This window comes from Tenacibaculum profundi, from assembly GCF_057162725.1.
In genome coordinates, this window is the sequence record NZ_CM169894.1 from 333,535 (window position 1) to 350,924 (window position 17,390).

13 protein-coding genes are annotated in these 17,390 nt (G+C 28.3%); 8 read left to right on the forward strand and 5 right to left on the reverse strand.

Features of this window, described 5'->3' with window-relative positions; all coding sequences use genetic code 11:
- Positions 1–54: 54 nt before the first annotated feature.
- The 4 genes from AC2GW8_RS01200 (at position 55) to AC2GW8_RS01215 (ending at position 4,705) form a co-directional block, all read left to right on the forward strand.
- A complete protein-coding gene (locus tag AC2GW8_RS01200; RefSeq protein WP_440880971.1) occupies positions 55–2,322 on the forward strand; it encodes an aconitate hydratase in 2,268 nt (755 codons plus the stop codon).
- 201 nt (positions 2,323–2,523) lie between these two features.
- Positions 2,524–3,195: a Crp/Fnr family transcriptional regulator gene (locus AC2GW8_RS01205; RefSeq protein ID WP_440880972.1), complete on the forward strand. Its 672-nt coding sequence runs from the start codon at positions 2,524–2,526 to the stop codon at positions 3,193–3,195.
- Between the two features lie 72 nt (positions 3,196–3,267).
- Positions 3,268–4,158 carry a hypothetical protein gene (locus AC2GW8_RS01210; RefSeq protein WP_440880973.1) on the forward strand — a complete coding sequence of 297 codons (891 nt, stop codon included), beginning with the start codon at positions 3,268–3,270 and terminating at the stop codon, positions 4,156–4,158.
- Positions 4,159–4,228: 70 nt separating this feature from the next.
- A complete protein-coding gene (locus AC2GW8_RS01215) occupies positions 4,229–4,705 on the forward strand; it encodes a DUF6495 family protein (protein ID WP_440880974.1) in 477 nt (158 codons plus the stop codon).
- 5 nt (positions 4,706–4,710) lie between these two features.
- Here AC2GW8_RS01215 and AC2GW8_RS01220 read toward each other — a convergent pair whose 3' ends face one another.
- Positions 4,711–5,400: an SIR2 family NAD-dependent protein deacylase gene (locus AC2GW8_RS01220; protein WP_440880975.1), complete on the reverse strand. Its 690-nt coding sequence runs from the start codon at positions 5,398–5,400 to the stop codon at positions 4,711–4,713.
- An 82-nt stretch (positions 5,401–5,482) separates the two neighbouring features.
- Between AC2GW8_RS01220 and AC2GW8_RS01225 the strand changes: the two genes are divergently transcribed.
- On the forward strand, positions 5,483–6,160 hold the full coding sequence (locus AC2GW8_RS01225) for a TrmH family RNA methyltransferase (protein WP_440880976.1): 678 nt from the start codon (positions 5,483–5,485) through the stop codon (positions 6,158–6,160).
- A gap of 179 nt (positions 6,161–6,339) precedes the next feature.
- On the opposite strand, the gene AC2GW8_RS01230 is transcribed toward AC2GW8_RS01225, so the two are convergent.
- From AC2GW8_RS01230 to AC2GW8_RS01245, 4 genes are all read right to left on the reverse strand, one after another.
- Positions 6,340–7,518, reverse strand: coding sequence for a THUMP-like domain-containing protein (locus AC2GW8_RS01230; RefSeq protein ID WP_440880977.1), 1,179 nt, complete (start codon positions 7,516–7,518; stop codon positions 6,340–6,342).
- 486 nt (positions 7,519–8,004) lie between these two features.
- Positions 8,005–8,442, reverse strand: coding sequence for a helix-turn-helix domain-containing protein (locus AC2GW8_RS01235; RefSeq protein WP_440880978.1), 438 nt, complete (start codon positions 8,440–8,442; stop codon positions 8,005–8,007).
- A 1,375-nt stretch (positions 8,443–9,817) separates the two neighbouring features.
- Entirely contained in the window at positions 9,818–11,134 is a 1,317-nt protein-coding gene (locus AC2GW8_RS01240; RefSeq protein ID WP_440880979.1) for a sensor histidine kinase, read from the reverse strand.
- Positions 11,135–12,505 carry a sigma-54-dependent transcriptional regulator gene (locus tag AC2GW8_RS01245; protein ID WP_440880980.1) on the reverse strand — a complete coding sequence of 457 codons (1,371 nt, stop codon included), beginning with the start codon at positions 12,503–12,505 and terminating at the stop codon, positions 11,135–11,137.
- Positions 12,506–12,662: 157 nt separating this feature from the next.
- On the opposite strand from AC2GW8_RS01245, the gene AC2GW8_RS01250 reads away from it, so the two are divergent.
- From AC2GW8_RS01250 to AC2GW8_RS01260, 3 genes are all read left to right on the forward strand, one after another.
- A complete protein-coding gene (locus tag AC2GW8_RS01250; protein WP_440880981.1) occupies positions 12,663–13,910 on the forward strand; it encodes an efflux RND transporter periplasmic adaptor subunit in 1,248 nt (415 codons plus the stop codon).
- Positions 13,911–14,109: 199 nt separating this feature from the next.
- Positions 14,110–14,817: an ABC transporter ATP-binding protein gene (locus AC2GW8_RS01255; RefSeq protein WP_440880982.1), complete on the forward strand. Its 708-nt coding sequence runs from the start codon at positions 14,110–14,112 to the stop codon at positions 14,815–14,817.
- A gap of 20 nt (positions 14,818–14,837) precedes the next feature.
- Positions 14,838–17,264 (forward strand): ABC transporter permease, encoded by a 2,427-nt coding sequence (locus AC2GW8_RS01260; protein ID WP_440880983.1) that lies wholly within the window; start codon positions 14,838–14,840, stop codon positions 17,262–17,264.
- Positions 17,265–17,390: the final 126 nt, after the last annotated feature.

The window sequence follows — 17,390 nt, forward strand, 5'->3', positions numbered from 1 at the left end:
ATTTCAATACTATTTTTTTTAAATTCGTGATGTAACGAAAAATAATATACTTATATGGCTTTTGATATTCAGATGATTAAGAAGGTTTATTCAAAATTTCCCGAAAGAGTGGAGGCAGCTAAAAAAATAACAGGTAAGTCTCTTACTTTAGCAGAAAAAATCTTGTATGCTCATTTATGGGATTTTAATATAAATAAAGTATTTATTAGAGGTAAAGACTATGTTGATTTTGCTCCAGACCGTGTTGCTTGCCAAGATGCTACAGCACAAATGGCTTTATTACAATTTATGCAAGCAGGTAAAGATAAAGTAGCTGTTCCTACCACAGTACATTGTGATCACTTGATACAAGCAAAATTGGGAGCAACAAAAGATTTACAATCAGCATTAAATAACAGTAATGAAGTTTTTAATTTTTTGGAGTCTGTTTCAAATAAGTATGGTATTGGTTTTTGGAAGCCAGGTGCAGGAATTATTCATCAGGTAGTTCTAGAGAATTATGCTTTTCCAGGAGGATTGATGATAGGTACTGATTCTCATACAGTAAATGCAGGAGGTTTAGGTATGGTTGCTATTGGTGTCGGTGGAGCAGATGCCGTTGATGTTATGGCAGGAATGCCTTGGGAGTTGAAGTTTCCGAAATTAATTGGCGTCAAGTTAACTGGAAAATTATCAGGATGGACAGCACCAAAAGATGTTATTTTAAAAGTAGCAGAAATATTAACTGTAAAGGGCGGTACAGGGGCTATTGTTGAATATTTTGGACCAGGAGCAACTGCAATGTCATGTACAGGAAAAGGTACTATTTGTAATATGGGTGCAGAAATTGGAGCAACCACTTCTACTTTTGGTTATGATGAAACGATGGAGCGTTATTTACGCGCAACTGATAGAGCCGATGTTGCTGATGCTGCAAATGAAATAAGAGAATATCTCACTGCAGATCCTGAAGTATACAATAGTCCAGAAGAATATTTTGATCAAGTAATCGAAATAAATTTATCGGAATTAACACCTTTATTAAATGGTCCTTTCACGCCTGATTTATCCTCGAAAGTTGGAAAAGAAATTAAAGAAAAGGCAACTGATAATGATTGGCCAATAAAAGTAGAATGGGGGTTAATTGGATCTTGCACAAATTCTTCTTACGAAGACTTATCACGTGCTTCGTCAATAGCACAGCAAGCTTTAGATAAAGGATTGGTAACCAAAGCTGAATTTGGAATTAATCCAGGATCAGAACAAGTACGCTATACAGCTGAAAGAGACGGTATTTTAGAAATTTTCGAAAGATTAGATGCTACTATTTTTACCAATGCTTGTGGACCATGTATTGGGCAATGGGCTCGTTATGAAGACCCTAAAGAAGCACCTAAGAATAGTATTGTACATTCATTTAATAGAAACTTTGCAAAAAGAGCGGATGGAAACCCTAATACGCATGCTTTTGTAGCTTCTCCAGAAATAGTTGCAGCCATTGCCATTGCGGGAAGATTAGACTTTAACCCAATGACAGATAGCTTAATTAATAAAGAAGGTAAAGAAGTAATGCTCGACGAACCAACAGGGTGGGAGCTACCACCAAAAGGGTTTGAGGTAAAAGAAAATGGTTATTTTGCCCCTGAAGAAGATGGAAGTCATATTGAGGTTATCGTTGACCCGAATTCAGAGCGTCTTGAATTATTAACACCCTTTGTTCCTTTGGGTAATAAAATTGAAAAAGCTAAGTTATTGATAAAAGCATATGGAAAGTGTACCACAGATCATATTTCTATGGCTGGTCCATGGTTACGCTATAGAGGGCACTTAGATAATATATCGAATAATATGCTTATCGGTGCTGTTAATGCTTTTAATAAACACACTAATTTTGTTAAAAATCAAATAACAGGTGAGTATGACGCAGTTCCAAAAGTACAAAGACATTATAAAGCTAAAGGTATTAAAACAATTGTTGTAGGTGATCATAATTATGGCGAGGGGTCTTCTCGTGAACATGCGGCGATGGAACCTCGTCATTTGGGTGTAGCAGCAGTTTTAGTTAAATCGTTTGCTCGTATTCATGAAACAAACTTGAAAAAGCAAGGCATGTTAGGCTTAACATTTGCTAATGAAAATGATTATGATCTTATTCAAGAAGATGATACATTTAACTTTATAAATTTGTCTGAATTTGCTCCGAACAAACCTTTAATTATTGAAGTAGTCCATAAAGATGGTTCAACAGATTCTATTATTGCCAAGCACACCTACAATAAAGGTCAGATAGATTGGTATAAAGAAGGTTCTGCATTGAATTTAATAAAGAAGCAAAACTCTTAAAATTCATCATTTTAATTAAATACAAAGCACTGCTGATTATCAGGGGTTTTGTAATGATTTTATTGTATCTTAGACTAGATAGTTAAATAAAAATAATTTCTCTTTGTAGCTTTAAACGATTTTATAAAAATCAATAGAAAAGTGTCAATAAAAAATTGTTGTATTTTAATCATAATCTTTTGATAATTAAAACTATGAATTATGAACACATTTTGGTACTTTGAAAATATAAATCTATTTAAGATACTTTGTCCTCATAAATATCCTGCTTATAAAAAAAAGCATGCATTCAATAATTATAAAAAGAGTGACTATATATACTTCGAGGAAGATGCCGCAAATAAAATTTATTTGATTGATAGTGGCAAAGTAAAAATAGGATACTATACGGAAGACGGTAAAGAAATCATAAAGGCAATTCTTACCAAAGGTGAGATGTTTGGAGAAAAAGCTATTTTAGGCATAGAAAAAAGAAATGAATTTGCTCAATCAATTGATAATGAAACACTAGTTTGTCCGGTTTCAAAAGATACCATGTATAATCTAATGAGAGATAATGTAACTATAAGTTTTAAGGTATATAAGTTTATAGGCATTCGAATTAAAAGATTAGAGCGTAGGTTGCAATTACTTTTGTTTAAAGATACTAAAACACGTTTGTTGGAGTTTTTTGACGAACTATGCGAAGATTATGGATATGAATGTGAAAAAACAGGAGATCATATTATTAAACATCCGTATACTCAAAAAGATATAGCTACATTAATTGGAACTTCTCGCCCTACCTTAAATGCTCTTATGAATGAGCTTAAACAAGAAAATATAATTGATTTTAATAGAAAAGAATTAAGAATATTAAAAAAAACTGCTTAAATGTAAGCTAGCTGACATTTCTTTAAAAAAGTCTAAAATAACTTTGTTTAATGTAATTTTAATACAAAATCAATGAGGAAATTTTTTTTAGGCTTATTAGCCATAGCAGCAGTTACTTTAACTTCTTGTAGTGATGAAAATGATAATAATCTAGTACCAATTATGGGAAATCTAAAGCTAGATATTAATGGTTTAGAAAACCTTGGTTCAGATTATAAATATGAAGGATGGGTTATCGTTAACGGTGCACCTGTTTCAACAGGTGTATTTACTGCAGACGATCGAGGAGCCTTATCACAAACTTCTTTCCCAATAGAGTCAAATGTATTGGCTTCAGCAACAACATTCGTATTGTCAATTGAACCAGCAGACGATCCTGATCCTGCACCAGCAGCGACAAAACTTTTAGCAGGAGACTTTTCAGGTAACTCGGCAGGTCTTTCCTCTACTGGAATCGTTGGAGATTTCTCTAATTCAAAAGGTAAATATATCTTAGCTACACCAACCGATGGAGAAAATAATAATGAGTTTAGCGGTGTGTGGTTTTTAGATTTAACAAGTGGAAGCCCTACTGCGGGGTTAACGTTACCGACACTTTCAGCTGGATGGAAATACGAAGGATGGACGGTATTGAACGGAATTCCTGTTAGTACAGGTACATTTACAGCTGTAGGTTCAGCTGATGATAACGCCGAAATATCAAATTTTAAAGGAGATTTAAATAATGGTCCAGGGTATCCAGGAGAAGATTTTATTCAAAATGCTCCTGTAGGACTTACCTTTCCAACCGATTTAAAAGGATCTACTATTGTGATTTCAGTTGAGCCAAGTCCAGATAATAGTTCAGCCCCCTTTACCCTAAAACCGTTAGCTCATAAGGTACCGACAGATGCTAATCATCATGAAACATTAATTATGGGAACAGGACCAGTAGCTGCTATTTCTGGAACGGTAACACGTTAGTTTTTTGTAAAAGTTCCCTTAATTTTAAAGAGCAATCGATTATCTTTGGTTGCTCTTATATATGTTAAGAATGAAGTATAGACAACTGACTAAAGAACAATTTGAAAGTTTACATAGAGAGTTTGCTCAATTTTTAGCTTCTCAGAGTATCGATGTAAATGAGTGGAATCAAATCAAACAAGAAAAACCTCATGTTGCTGAAGAGGAAATGAATATTTTTAGCGATATCGTTTGGGATGATGTTTTAAAAAGAACTGAGTATTTAGAACACTTTTCATCAAATAGCATCAATTTGTTTAAATGTGAAGATAAAAAAATTTACAGAATTGTTATACAAATAAACAATGATAGCATTAACTTAATGGAAAGTAAAGGTTATCAATGGTTATTGAAAAATTCGTTAGATTCCACTGTTGATATTTTGCAAGGTAATAAAATATATCAAAGAGAGCGTAATGCTGAAATTTTTGATTTAATTGAAAAAGGAAGCAATATTTCAAAAGGTGAACTATATGAATATTTTAAAGGATTGATTACAGCTTCGTAATCATTTTACCTGGTTAATACTTTAACTAACTGATCAGTACCAGAACTAGCAATGTCTTTAATAATTGTTAAATTATCAAAGGTGTTTCCAGTTATTGCAGGATTTGGGTCAATGAAGTAAATAGGAGTAGAAGGATCTACGTATTCTATTAAACTTGCTGCAGGATATACTTGCATTGAAGTTCCAATGATTATTAAAATATCAGCCTTCATAGTAATTTTTAAAGCTTTTTCCAGTAAAGGAACATCTTCTCCAAACCAAACAATATGTGGTCTCAGTTGTGATTGTTTTTCACATAAATCACCTAAAATGATATCCTTGTCCCAATTATATACTAGGTTTTTATCTATAGTACTTCTTGCTTTACGTAATTCTCCATGAAGATGTATTACGTTAGAACTCCCTGCACGCTCATGTAGATCATCTACATTTTGAGTAATAATATGAACATCAAATGTTTCTTCCAACTTCACTAAGTTTTTATGTCCTTTATTTGGTGAAACCTCTAAAAGTTGTTTTCTTCGTTGATTATAAAAATCTAATACCAATTCAGGGTTCTTTTGAAATCCTATCGGGGAAGCTACTTCGTAAATATCATGACCCTCCCATAAACCATCGGTATCCCTAAAAGTATTAATTCCGCTTTCGACACTTATTCCAGCACCCGACAGAATTACTAATTGCTTTTTTTTCAAGATATAATTTATTATATTATTTTTTTAAACTAGACGGTAAAAACAAAAGAATAAAAATAGGAAAATTTATTATGTTTGTATCATGGTGAATAATGATTTATTGAGATACTTAGAAGGCTATGTTACAAAAAAAAGAAGAACTTTATTCCATCAAGTTTTAGATCAAAGAACTAACCATTTCACGGTCGTTTTAGAAGATATATATCAACCTCATAATGCAAGTGCGGTTGTTAGATCGTGTGATATATTTGGAATTCAGAATATTTATGCTATTGAAAATAAGTATACTAATAAAGTTTCGAGGCATGTAGCAAAAGGGAGTCAAAAATGGCTTAATATTCACCGTTATAAAGAGGATGGAGATAATACACAAAAATGCTTAGAAGATCTTAAAAGTGAAGGATATCAGATAATAGGAACAACACCACATAATGAATCCTGCTATCTATCTAATTTTGATATTACTAAAAAATCAGCTTTTGTTTTTGGAGTAGAAAAAGAAGGAATTTCTGATTATGTGAAACAAGAGGCTGATGGATTTCTTAAAGTTCCAATGGTAGGTTTCACAGAAAGTTTAAATATTTCGGTAGCAGCTGCTATTATCTTACAAAATGTTACAAGTAGGCTTAGGCAATCGAATATAGATTGGAAATTGTCGGAAGAAGAAAAAGTAGACCTTTATTTTGAATGGTTACAGAAGTCAATAAAAAATGTAAATAAAATAGTAGAGCATTATTATTCAGAGATGAAAAAAAAATAACATATTTATTAAAAAAGAGAAAAATAAAACTTTAATTTTTGTCAGAAAAAAAAGCACCTTGAAACCAAGGCACTTTTCGATATGCTGTTACTTTTATAACTCCCCTAATAATAGCATATCATGATGTTGACACTTATCGGTTAGATAACGTTATATTAGAGAATATATTATACTTTATTTCATTTTTCACACTCAATAACAGTTAATTTATTGTTAATGTTTTTAGTGAAAAATAAGTAAGTAGAGCCTCCGTCTTTTAACTTGGTTTCTTTTCTTAATATTTCAACTGACTTAGGAAAATTTCTTGTTGTTATGTTAGCTTTATCAGTTTTTAAATACTTTTTTATGGTTTTTTTATGATATTCAAAGAAATTAATAATTTTAAATTTTCGTCCAGGAAAATTAAATATTTCATTTTCGGAAGTATATAAATGAGAATGTTTATGTAACTTGGTTAAGTTATAAGTATCTGCTATTTTGCTAAAAGCTCCAGACTTAAAAATTGCGGAGTTTGGCTCATACAGATAATTAAGAGGCATCCCGTACTTTGGCTCGACATATACATCAAGTTTAAAATTAAATTCTTGATTTTTTGTTTCACTTATTATATTAACTGTATTGATAAAAGTATCACCATTAAAGTTTCTTTCTAATAAAAATAAGAGCTCTTTTACTTCATTTTTAACAGCAATAATATAAATTTTTTTAACAAATTTTAATTCTTTAAGTGATGCAGTAATATCAAGAATGGGCGAATTTTTAATTAAAATGGTGTTTGATTTAGAGAAAAGAAAATCTAAATTGATAGGAATATTAGGTTTACAATCTTTTAATAGAAAAACTTTTCCTTTAATGTTATCTCTTCTTGATGGGTCTACATAAATACAATCAAACATTTCGTTGTTTTTTTTTAAGTATGATAAGCCGTCATCATTTACAGTTTTTATATTTAGTAAATTCAGTTGTTTAAAATTATGATTAGCTGTAATAGATAAATCATGATTAATTTCACAGTGAATTATTTTTTTAAAACTTTTTGAAAAATAAAAACAATCTACTCCAAATCCACCTGTAATATCAATTAATGAATTACCAGAAAGTAATTTGGACTTATAATAAGCAGTGATTTCAGAGGATGTTTGTTCTATATTTAATTTTGGTGGATATAAAATATTTTTAGTTGTATACCATGTAGGCAATTTTTTTTTAGATTTTTTTTTAGAAATAATTTGATGAATTAGTTCTTGAATAGGAATATTCTTAAAAGGTGAACCTTTAAATAAAAGTTTACTTGTATCGCTATTGATATTTTTATCTATAAACTCTTGTATCTTCGGTGAGAGTAACAATGTATTCATTACTTACAAAAATACATATATTATGCTTTTGAAGAAAAATGAACAAAATTTATTTAAATATTAAACACTTTTCATGTTTAAAAAACACCTCTCTGAGAATCGCGTATTTGGATAAGTATATGCTTATTGTCGGTATACTCAATTTTAAGAAAACATATAATTCGATAATTTATATAGAAAAGTGTGTTTTTTTGTTTTTTATCTTAAAACAATATTTTTCGTTTGTTTTTTTAGTACTTATAACAACTATTTTTTATGCTTTATATAATTTTAAAATCTGTAATTTATTGGTATATTATTTTATATCATGAAATTATAGAAATTTAAGTGAATTATTTAGGTATTTTATAACTTAAACTTTGGTAGTACCAAAAATAATATATAAAAGATAATAATTTTTTTCGGAAAGAAGCAACCTAATAGAGTTTACAAGAAGAAATATAACTTATTTCAAAAATTATGATCTATAGCATTCAAATAAAATTTTTATTTATTGAATTCATCAAAGCTACCATCGTTGTAAAATAATATAACTTTGATTAGCTTTTTAGATGTTTTGGTGTTAATTTTTTTCTGCTGAGTATCGTCTTTAGGAGTATCATTATTTTTGAATTCGGAAAAAAGAGAAGGGGAATCTATAGCTTTATTTATAGAAGAAGAAATCTTCGTTTGTGGTAAATTATTAGAGACTTCATTTTTTGATTTAGGAAAAACTCCTTCACCATTTAGTAACCAATAGAGATCTACGTCAGGAAATTTATCAATTACTTTAAGCACGAAATCTAAACTAGCCTTATTGCGACCAGACATTAAGTGCGAAATACTAGATTTGGGCACATTTATCTTTTCAGCAAAAGTTGACGATGTTAAACCATAATACTGTATAATGTCTTTAAGTCTGTTAATAAATAAATCTCTATTCACAATTGTAAAGTATTTAATTCATACACAAATGTAAAAAAAATATTTAACTCAAACTATTAAAGGAGTTATTTAATTTTTATATACACTATTTAAATAAAAACATTAAATAAAGACAATTAAAAAGCTCTAAAACAGTTATTTATGTATTATATATAGTTTATATCTATAACTCAGTGATCTAGATTAAACATAGTTGGTTTACAAAAATAACAACCTAAAAAAGACGCGTGTTTTTATTTACTATTGTAAAATCAATTATAAAGAGACTATTTTTTCTAAGATTTAGAACTATTAAATACAAATTTGAAAGTTTATGCTATGTATGGATGTAAAAAAGGTGTTTAATATGCTAATTAGAATTTAGCAAATTAAATATTATAGTTTGATATCGACATATTAAGTGTTTTAATAGCTTATGACCAATAACAAGAATATTCAATCGGCCTTCTTCTTTTCTCTGTTTATGAATATATAATTCAATAGCTTTCAATATACATAGCTATGCTAGAAGTATATACTATAGTTATAACTGTTAATGTTTTTAATTTTTTCTAACACTAAAATTAATTTAGGTAATTTTGTAAATATTTAGCAATAGCCTCGTTAAAAGAGTTCATAAATTTATTCAATTCCATATCTAAATTATTCATGTTTTGTATTTGATATACTTTATCTACAGCTATTTAGATCTTTTGTAGCATTTAACTTAATGCTCAATGATAGTTACTTTTTCAAAGGTATCATAACTCAATTATCTGTACAAAGTATATCTACTTTACCTAATTTTCTTTTAAGTACTTTATCTAAACTTTTCTTTATTATTGTGAACTATTGAAATTCTTCTATCGAAACACTAGAAAATGAAGCGAATAATTTGTGACGCCAATCAAAAGAAGTTTGAACCGAAATCCTTGATTCTTTTGTAATTTAACTTATTATATTATATTATATCGAGAGAGTATACAGTATTATAAATAACGGTTAGGTTTATCTTCTTCCTTAATATTGTATTAAAACTTTCCAGAAGTCTCAATAAAATTTTCTTACAACTTTTGTAAATGTAATACTGAAAACTTTTAAGCTTAACTTTAATAAGTATGCGCTTGTCTGAGAAATGAGGATAAATAGTTGCTTTTAATTATTAGTTTTTCTATTCAAGTTGTTTATATAGAGTCGAATAATAATAATAAGTTTAATATTTCTTGTTGAGTAAAGCTTAAATTAAAAACGAAAATATAGCTAAAATTGAATTGAAGTATAAATCAATATTTTTTAAACTAAGAAGTAACATATTCATAATCAAAGGTAACCTGTTTATTTTAAGTAAATAAAATATCAGCAACAAAGCAAGTTAAAGAATTGTTACAATTGTAAACTATTTAAAAACAACTTGAAATTCAGTAAAACAATCATTACTAACAAAATAAATGGATCCTTTATGGGCCTCTATTATACTTTTACTAAGTGTTAATCCTATTCCTGCACCACCTTTTCTTGTAGTATAGTAGGGTATAAATATTTTATCTTTTATTTTGTCTGATATTCCAATACCATTATCTCTAACAAATACATGTGTACGGCATTCTTTTTGTTCAATTAAAATCGTTATTAATTTCTGTTTACATTTGTGAACAGCGTGAATAGCATTTGAAAGTAAATTAATCATTACTTGTTCTATCTGACTTTTATCTGCTATTAAGTAATAATCATCTGAAGAGGTAAATTCAATTTTTATATTTTTTCTTTTAAAATCTGAATCAAATAAAACAAGAACATTTTTAATGAGCTCTGTAAGGTTTAAATTACTTTTTTGTGGTTTTGGCAATTCTGCTAGTTTTCGATAATTATCAACAAATATTGTTAAGGCTTCAGATCTTTTTTTTATAATACTTAATCCTGTATATACTTCATCAAATGTTTCTTCAGGTTTGCCTTCATTGATTAAGGAACTTAAATTTTCAGCTAAACTACTTATGGGTGTAATGGTATTAATGATTTCATGTGACATAACATTCATCAGTTTATACCATGATTCTTTTTCTTTTTTATCAATAAGTTGTTGTATGGTTTCTAAAGATATTGTTAAGTATTCATGACTATTAGTTTTTGTAAAGGATGTTTTTAAAAAAAAGCTTTCTTTCTTTTGGTTTATACTAATAGTGATTGTTTGTTTTATTTCTTTCCATTCTGCTACAAAATCTTGAAGTCGACCAATTTTTTTTTTAAGTAAATTCCATTTATGATATTTAGGTATATTCAAATATTCAACAAAGAGACGATTTAGCTGAAAAACTTCTATTAATCCAAGATGATCTTTTCTTAATATAAGCACCCCAAAAGGTAAACTTTCAATAATATTTGTGAAAACGATCATTTCTGAACTATTTAATAAATTTTTCTTTTTTTGTTTTTCAGCAAGTAATTCGATTTTTTTGAATAAAGAATTTTTTTTCTTGTATGATGAAAATGTATTTGAATAATCTTCAAATAATAAACAATTTATTGAATTTTCAATATTATTGATTACAGAGTTAAAATAATTAATGAATAAGAAAACCTGTAAAGTTAAAACTAACGAAAATCCAAAAGTACCAATAAAGAAAAATTTAGAAAATACAAAAAAGACAACGATTACATTAATAATAATGAGTAACATCCTTATTATAATTTGTATCAAATATGTTTTTTTCATTTATAAATTATATTTTTCTAAACGCCTGTATAAAGCTGCTCTCGTTAATCCTAGATCTTTTGCAGCTTTAGATATGTTTCCGTTATGTTTCTCCAGTGCTTTCTGAATTAGTAGTTTTTCCGTTTCTTCAAGATTTAAATTATTATCTATTGAAACCCCCAACTTTTTTTTTGAAAACTGTAAATCATTAAGTTGAATGGTGTTTTCTTCTGTCATAATAACAGCTCTCTCGATAATATGTTCGACTTCTCTTATATTTCCGGGCCAAAAATAATTACTAAGTTCGTTTGTTGCTTCCTTTGTAAAGCCTTGAATATTTTTTCTATATTTTTTATTTAACCTCTTTAAAAAGTATTTGGCTAGTATAAGTATATCTTCTTGACGCTCTCTTAGAGGAGGGAGGTTTAGTTCAATAGTATTTATTCTAAATAATAAATCTTGTCTAAACGTTTTTTCTTCAACCATTTCATGTATTGGGGCATTCGTAGCACATATTATTCTAACATCTATCTTTCTCTCTTTTCCTTCACCTAAACGGGTTATTTTTCTATTCTGAATAACGGTTAGCAATTTAGCTTGTAAATGAAGAGAAAGATTTCCTATTTCATCTAAGAAAATTGTTCCTCCTTTAGCTAATTCAAATCTTCCTATTGAATCTTTGTGAGCATCTGTAAAAGCACCTTTAACATAACCAAATAATTCACTTTCAAATAAATTTTCATTTAATGACCCCAAGTCGACATGAATAAAAGGAGCATTTTTACGATTTGATTCAATATGAATTTCTTTTGCAAATACATATTTACCAGTTCCATTTTCTCCAAGTATTAAAATATTTGCATCAGTAGGGGCCACTTTTTTAACTAGTTGAATAGCAGATTGCATAGCAACAGAGTTACCTATTATATGTTCTGACCTTTCATGAAATTCTTCATTATTTTTATCGTGTACAGTTTTCCATTGTGTTGTTTTTCTTTTAGAACGTGCTAATTCAACACCAGCACTTACAATTCCAAAAAGTTTTTCTGTATTCCATGGTTTTAGAATAAAATCTGAGGCACCTTGCTTAATAGCTTCTACAGCTAAGTTTACAGAACCAAAGGCGGTCATTAAAATAACAGTGGTTTCAGCACTAAGTTCTTTAATATATTTTAACCAGTACAAGCCCTCTTTACCATCTTCAAAACCAATATGATAATTCATGTCTAAAAGAACAACATCAACAATTGAGTCTATTAGTATATTACCGATCTTCTTAGGGCTATTAATAGTAATAATCTCAGTAAAATATTTTTTTAAGCTAATTCTAGCAGAAAATAAAATATCATCATCATCATCAATAATTAAAATTGTAGCTTCTTTTTTTCTCATTTTACATAATTACTCTTTTGTTAGTATTTGAACAAATAAGTGTTCGATTATGAACATTTTAAATTTTAAAATAAACAATAAGTGGCTTATTATCAGTTGTTTGTGTTTTTATTGTTTTATGGCATATTTATCGTCATACTTGGTGTAAAAGTAATATATGGATAAAATTATTAAACAAAAAAATAAGAAAGTTAAGAAAATGTTACTCATTAGCATACCTGTTATCTTAATAATTGGATTAAGTTTTCTCAATCTAACCCGAAAAAATCAGATTAATGTTAATAGAAATTCTATAGTTATAAGTAAAGTAGAAAAAGGAGACTTTGAAGATGTAGTTATATTTAATAGTATCGTTGAGCCGAAAACATCAGTTTTAGTAAATGTTCTTCAAGGGGGAGCAGTTGCTGATATTTTTTTGGAAAGTGGAAAGGAGGTAACTGAAGGAACTCCTTTATTAAAAGTTTACAATCCCAATGCAGAACTAAATTACCTTACTCAAGAAACTGCCATCGTTGAACAAATTAATAATTTGAGAAACATAAGAGTAAGTATAACGAATCAGCAATTAATTTTAGATCAGCAATTAGTTGGAATAGAAAACGATTTTAGAAAAGCAGAGCGTCAATATAAGTTAGATACTAATTTGTATCAAAAAGGAGTAATTGCAAGAAATGAATATGAAAAATCAGCGCAAGAATTGAACTTTCAGAAAAAAAGAAGTAATGTAATAAAGAAAAGTGTCAAGGAAGAAAAAACTAGTCGTATTAATCAATTATCAAGGATAAACACCTCATTAGCACAAATGCAAAAAAGTTTAAATCTTTTAAGAAAAAATAAAGAGAATTTTATTGTAAAGGCTCCAGTTAATGGCTTTTTATCTTCATTTAATCCTGTTCTTGGAAAAAATTATAACCAGGGAGAGTCTATTGGAAAAATAGATGTTCTTGATGGTTATAAATTAGTTGCTAAAATAGATGAATATTACATTACTAAATTAAAAGAAGGAATAGAGGGGGTTGTTGTTATAAATAATCAAAAACAAAATATACGGTTATATAAAGTTTATTCTGAAGTTATTAATGGTAAATTTTCAGTAGAGTTATTATTTACTAACACGACTAAAATAAATCATATCAAAAGAGGAATGTCTCTTAAAAGTAAGGTTTTTTTATCAAATAACAATGAAGCGATATTATTACCAAAAGGGAAATTTTTTCAAGAAACCAATGGTAAATGGGTATTTGTTCTTAATTCAGAAAATAAAGCTGTAAAGAGAGTGATCGCCTTAGGTAGAGAGAATCAATTTTATTATGAAATTAAAAGTGGCCTTAAAGAGGGGGATAAAGTTATAACTTCTAGTTATGAAAATTTTGAAAAAATTGAAGAAATAAATATTCAAAATTAAATTAGAGATCATCTATTATTTAAAATTAGGATTTTCTAGTAGTTTATTATCTTTTATTGAGGATTATAAAGGAAATGCTACCTGGAAGGAGAAATTAAGTAACATGGATTTATCTATAAAAAAAAATCAAATGAGTTTAGTGGGAAAAAATACTTCTGGTAATTTTTTATCTACATTAAATTAACAAATAATTAAAAATATGATACGCATAAAAGATTTAGTAAAAGTTTATCAAACTGAAGAAATTGAAACAACAGCTCTTGATAAACTATCATTAGAGGTAAAAAAAGGTGAATTTGTATCTATCATGGGAGCTTCTGGTTGTGGAAAATCAACATTGTTAAACATTATTGGATTATTAGATTCAGGAAATAATGGGAGCTATCTTTTTGATGGAGTAGAGGTAACTAAGTATAATGAAAAGCAGCGGGCTAATGTAAGAAAAGCCAATATTGGATTTATATTTCAAAATTTTAATTTAATTGAAGAACTTACTGTATACGAAAATATAGAATTACCTCTAATTTATAATAAAGTTAAGGCTTCATTGAGAAAAGAAAAGGTTAATAAAATATTGGAAACGATGGGTATTTCCCATCGAGCTAAGCACTTTCCATTACAACTTTCTGGGGGGCAACAGCAAAGAGTTGCTGTGGCAAGAGCTTTAGTAACAGACCCTAAAATAATTTTAGCAGATGAACCAACAGGAAATCTGGATAGTAAGAGTGGTAATGATGTAATGGAATTATTAAGTGAACTCCATAGCTTAGGAGCAACTATTATAATGGTAACCCACTCAGCTTATGATGCCAAATTTTCATCTCGAATTATAACGTTAAAAGATGGCATAATCATATCAGAAAGGACGAATGAGTCTAAAATTGATGTGTTATTAGAAAATGAATAAAAAAATTAAAAATAAATCTTATGTTTCAAACGTGGTTTAAAATATTTTTCAGAAACCAGAAAAAAAATTGGTTAAATGGAGTAGTAAATGTATCTGGACTAACCTTAAGTTTAACCGTATTGATGTTGGTACTACTTTATTTAAATGAGGAAAGAAAGTATAATCAAGAGAATTCAGGTAGAAATGAAATTTATCGTGTAGTTCATTCAATGTCAGATGGAGAAATATGGGGGGTGAGTACAAGTGTTGAAGGTCCGAAATATAAAGATGAGATACCAGAGGTTATTGAAACGTATCTAAGCGAGGGAGGGTATAATCCTAATTTAGTTTATGTTGAAGGTAAAAAATATTACACTAAAAAAATAATTACAGGAGAGGCCTCTTTTTTCGATTTTTTTCCTTTTGAAATTTTAAAGGGCTCAATAGATAAATTTAAAGAAACTAGTGACAATGTAGCTATTTCTGAAACTTTGGCTAAACGATACTTTGGTTCCGTTTCAGCTATAGGTAAAACATTAGAATTTGGTAATAGAGTTTTTATCATTACAACAGTGTTTAAAATTAAAGGTAAACACTATTTTGAACCTGATTTAGTAACTCAGTTTAAAGAGTACCCTAAAGAAGAAGGCTGGGGTAGTTATAGTTATGACCTCTTAGTTAAAACAACGAAAGGCAACCTAACTAAAAGCTTAGAAAATAAGATGAACGAACTGTGGTATAAGAATTCTACAGTACCATCAGCAGAGAAAGAAGGAATGACGCCTGTTGAATGGGATAAAAAACATGGAACAAAAATTTTACTAGAAGGTTTAAAGGATATTAGATTAGAAGGCTATACAAAATCAGCAAGTCCTGAAGGAAAAGGTAATTATAAACTAATTAAAATATTATTATCTCTTGCTGTTTTACTTCTAATTATTTCCTGCGTAAACTTTATTAATTTATCAATTTCTTCAGCAGAGCAAAGAGCAAAGGAGGTTGGCGTCAAAAAAACTTTAGGTATCTCAAAGAAATCATTATTCATTCAATATACTACTGAAATATTACTTTTAGGTTTAATTTCTTTTATTTTCTCGTTGATTTTAGTTGAATTAATACTCCCTTATTACAATCTTTTCTTAAAAAAAGATATAATTTTAATAAATGAGAAAGGAATTATATTTGAAACTTTTATTGTAAACATACAATTATCTTTAATTGTTGGTTTTATAACTGCTTTTAAATTGGCTGGTTTTAAACCTTCGGAAGTATTGAAAGGAAATATAACGAGAAGTAAAAAAGGTTTAATTATTAGAAATATGATGCTTGGGCTTCAATTTGTAATTTCTGGATTTTTTTTAATTGCATCTCTTGTAGTTTATAAGCAAGTAAATTATATGATGGAAAAGGATCTTGGGTTTTCTGGGGACAATATACTTATCGTAAAATTAGGCCATGGTCAAAATAATTACCAAAATTATTTAATAGCTAAAAAAGAATTAGTGAAGCAGAATTCTAATATAATTGAAGTTACCAGTAACTTCTTTGTACCTAATGGCAATAATTCGAGCTCTACCAATGCAATATATAAAGAAAATGATGTACAAACTAACATAAATCCAATAGATTTTAACTATTTTGATATTCTTAAAATAGACATTCTTAAGGGAAGAAAATTACAAGAACGATTTGCTTCCGATACCATAACAAATATTTTGATTAATGAAAAAATGGCAAAAGGATTAGGCATTTACAACGATCCAATTGATAAGAAAATACATATACCTGTACCTTATATTAAAGGAGATAGAATATTTAACGTCGTAGGAATGGTAAAAGATTATCATATTTATGGGCTTGATAGAGAAATACCTCCCATAGCTTTTTTTCATTGGAGCGTCTTTAAGTTAATGAGGGATCATTCATTTTATAATTTTCAAATTAAAATTAAAAATGAGAATATGGAAGAGACTATAAATTTCATTAGAAAATATTGGAAATTAAATATAGAACAAGATTACCCGTTTGATTATCAGTTTCTCGATGAGAAATATCAAAAAACTTTTAAAAACCATCAAAAACAAAAAACACTTTTGACAATTTTAACATTGATTGTAATCATCATTTCTTTATTAGGTCTATTCGCATTGGCAACTTTAACAATTCAACAAAGATTAAAAGAGATAGCTATTAGAAAAGCTTTAGGGGCTAGTACGAAAGAAATTATGTTTCAATTAATGAAAGTATTTTTAAAAATAGCGATATATGCTACCTTAATATTGATTCCTTTTAGTTTTTATATTATACAAGAAAAATGGTTAAATGATTTTGTTTATAGAGTTGAAATGCCGTTGTATCCATATATCATGACACCAATTATTTTAACAATATTAATATGTTTTGTAGTCGGTATAAAAGCCTATTTGGCGACAAAAATAAATTTAATTAAATACTTGAAATTTGAATAAATTAAGAATCTGTATTTTAAAAATTATGATTAATTTATTTTAAAAATAAATATTAAATAGTATAGTTTTGTTTTAAAATTAAAGTTTGGTATCTTTTTTGAAAATACCAGGTAAACAAAACTATAC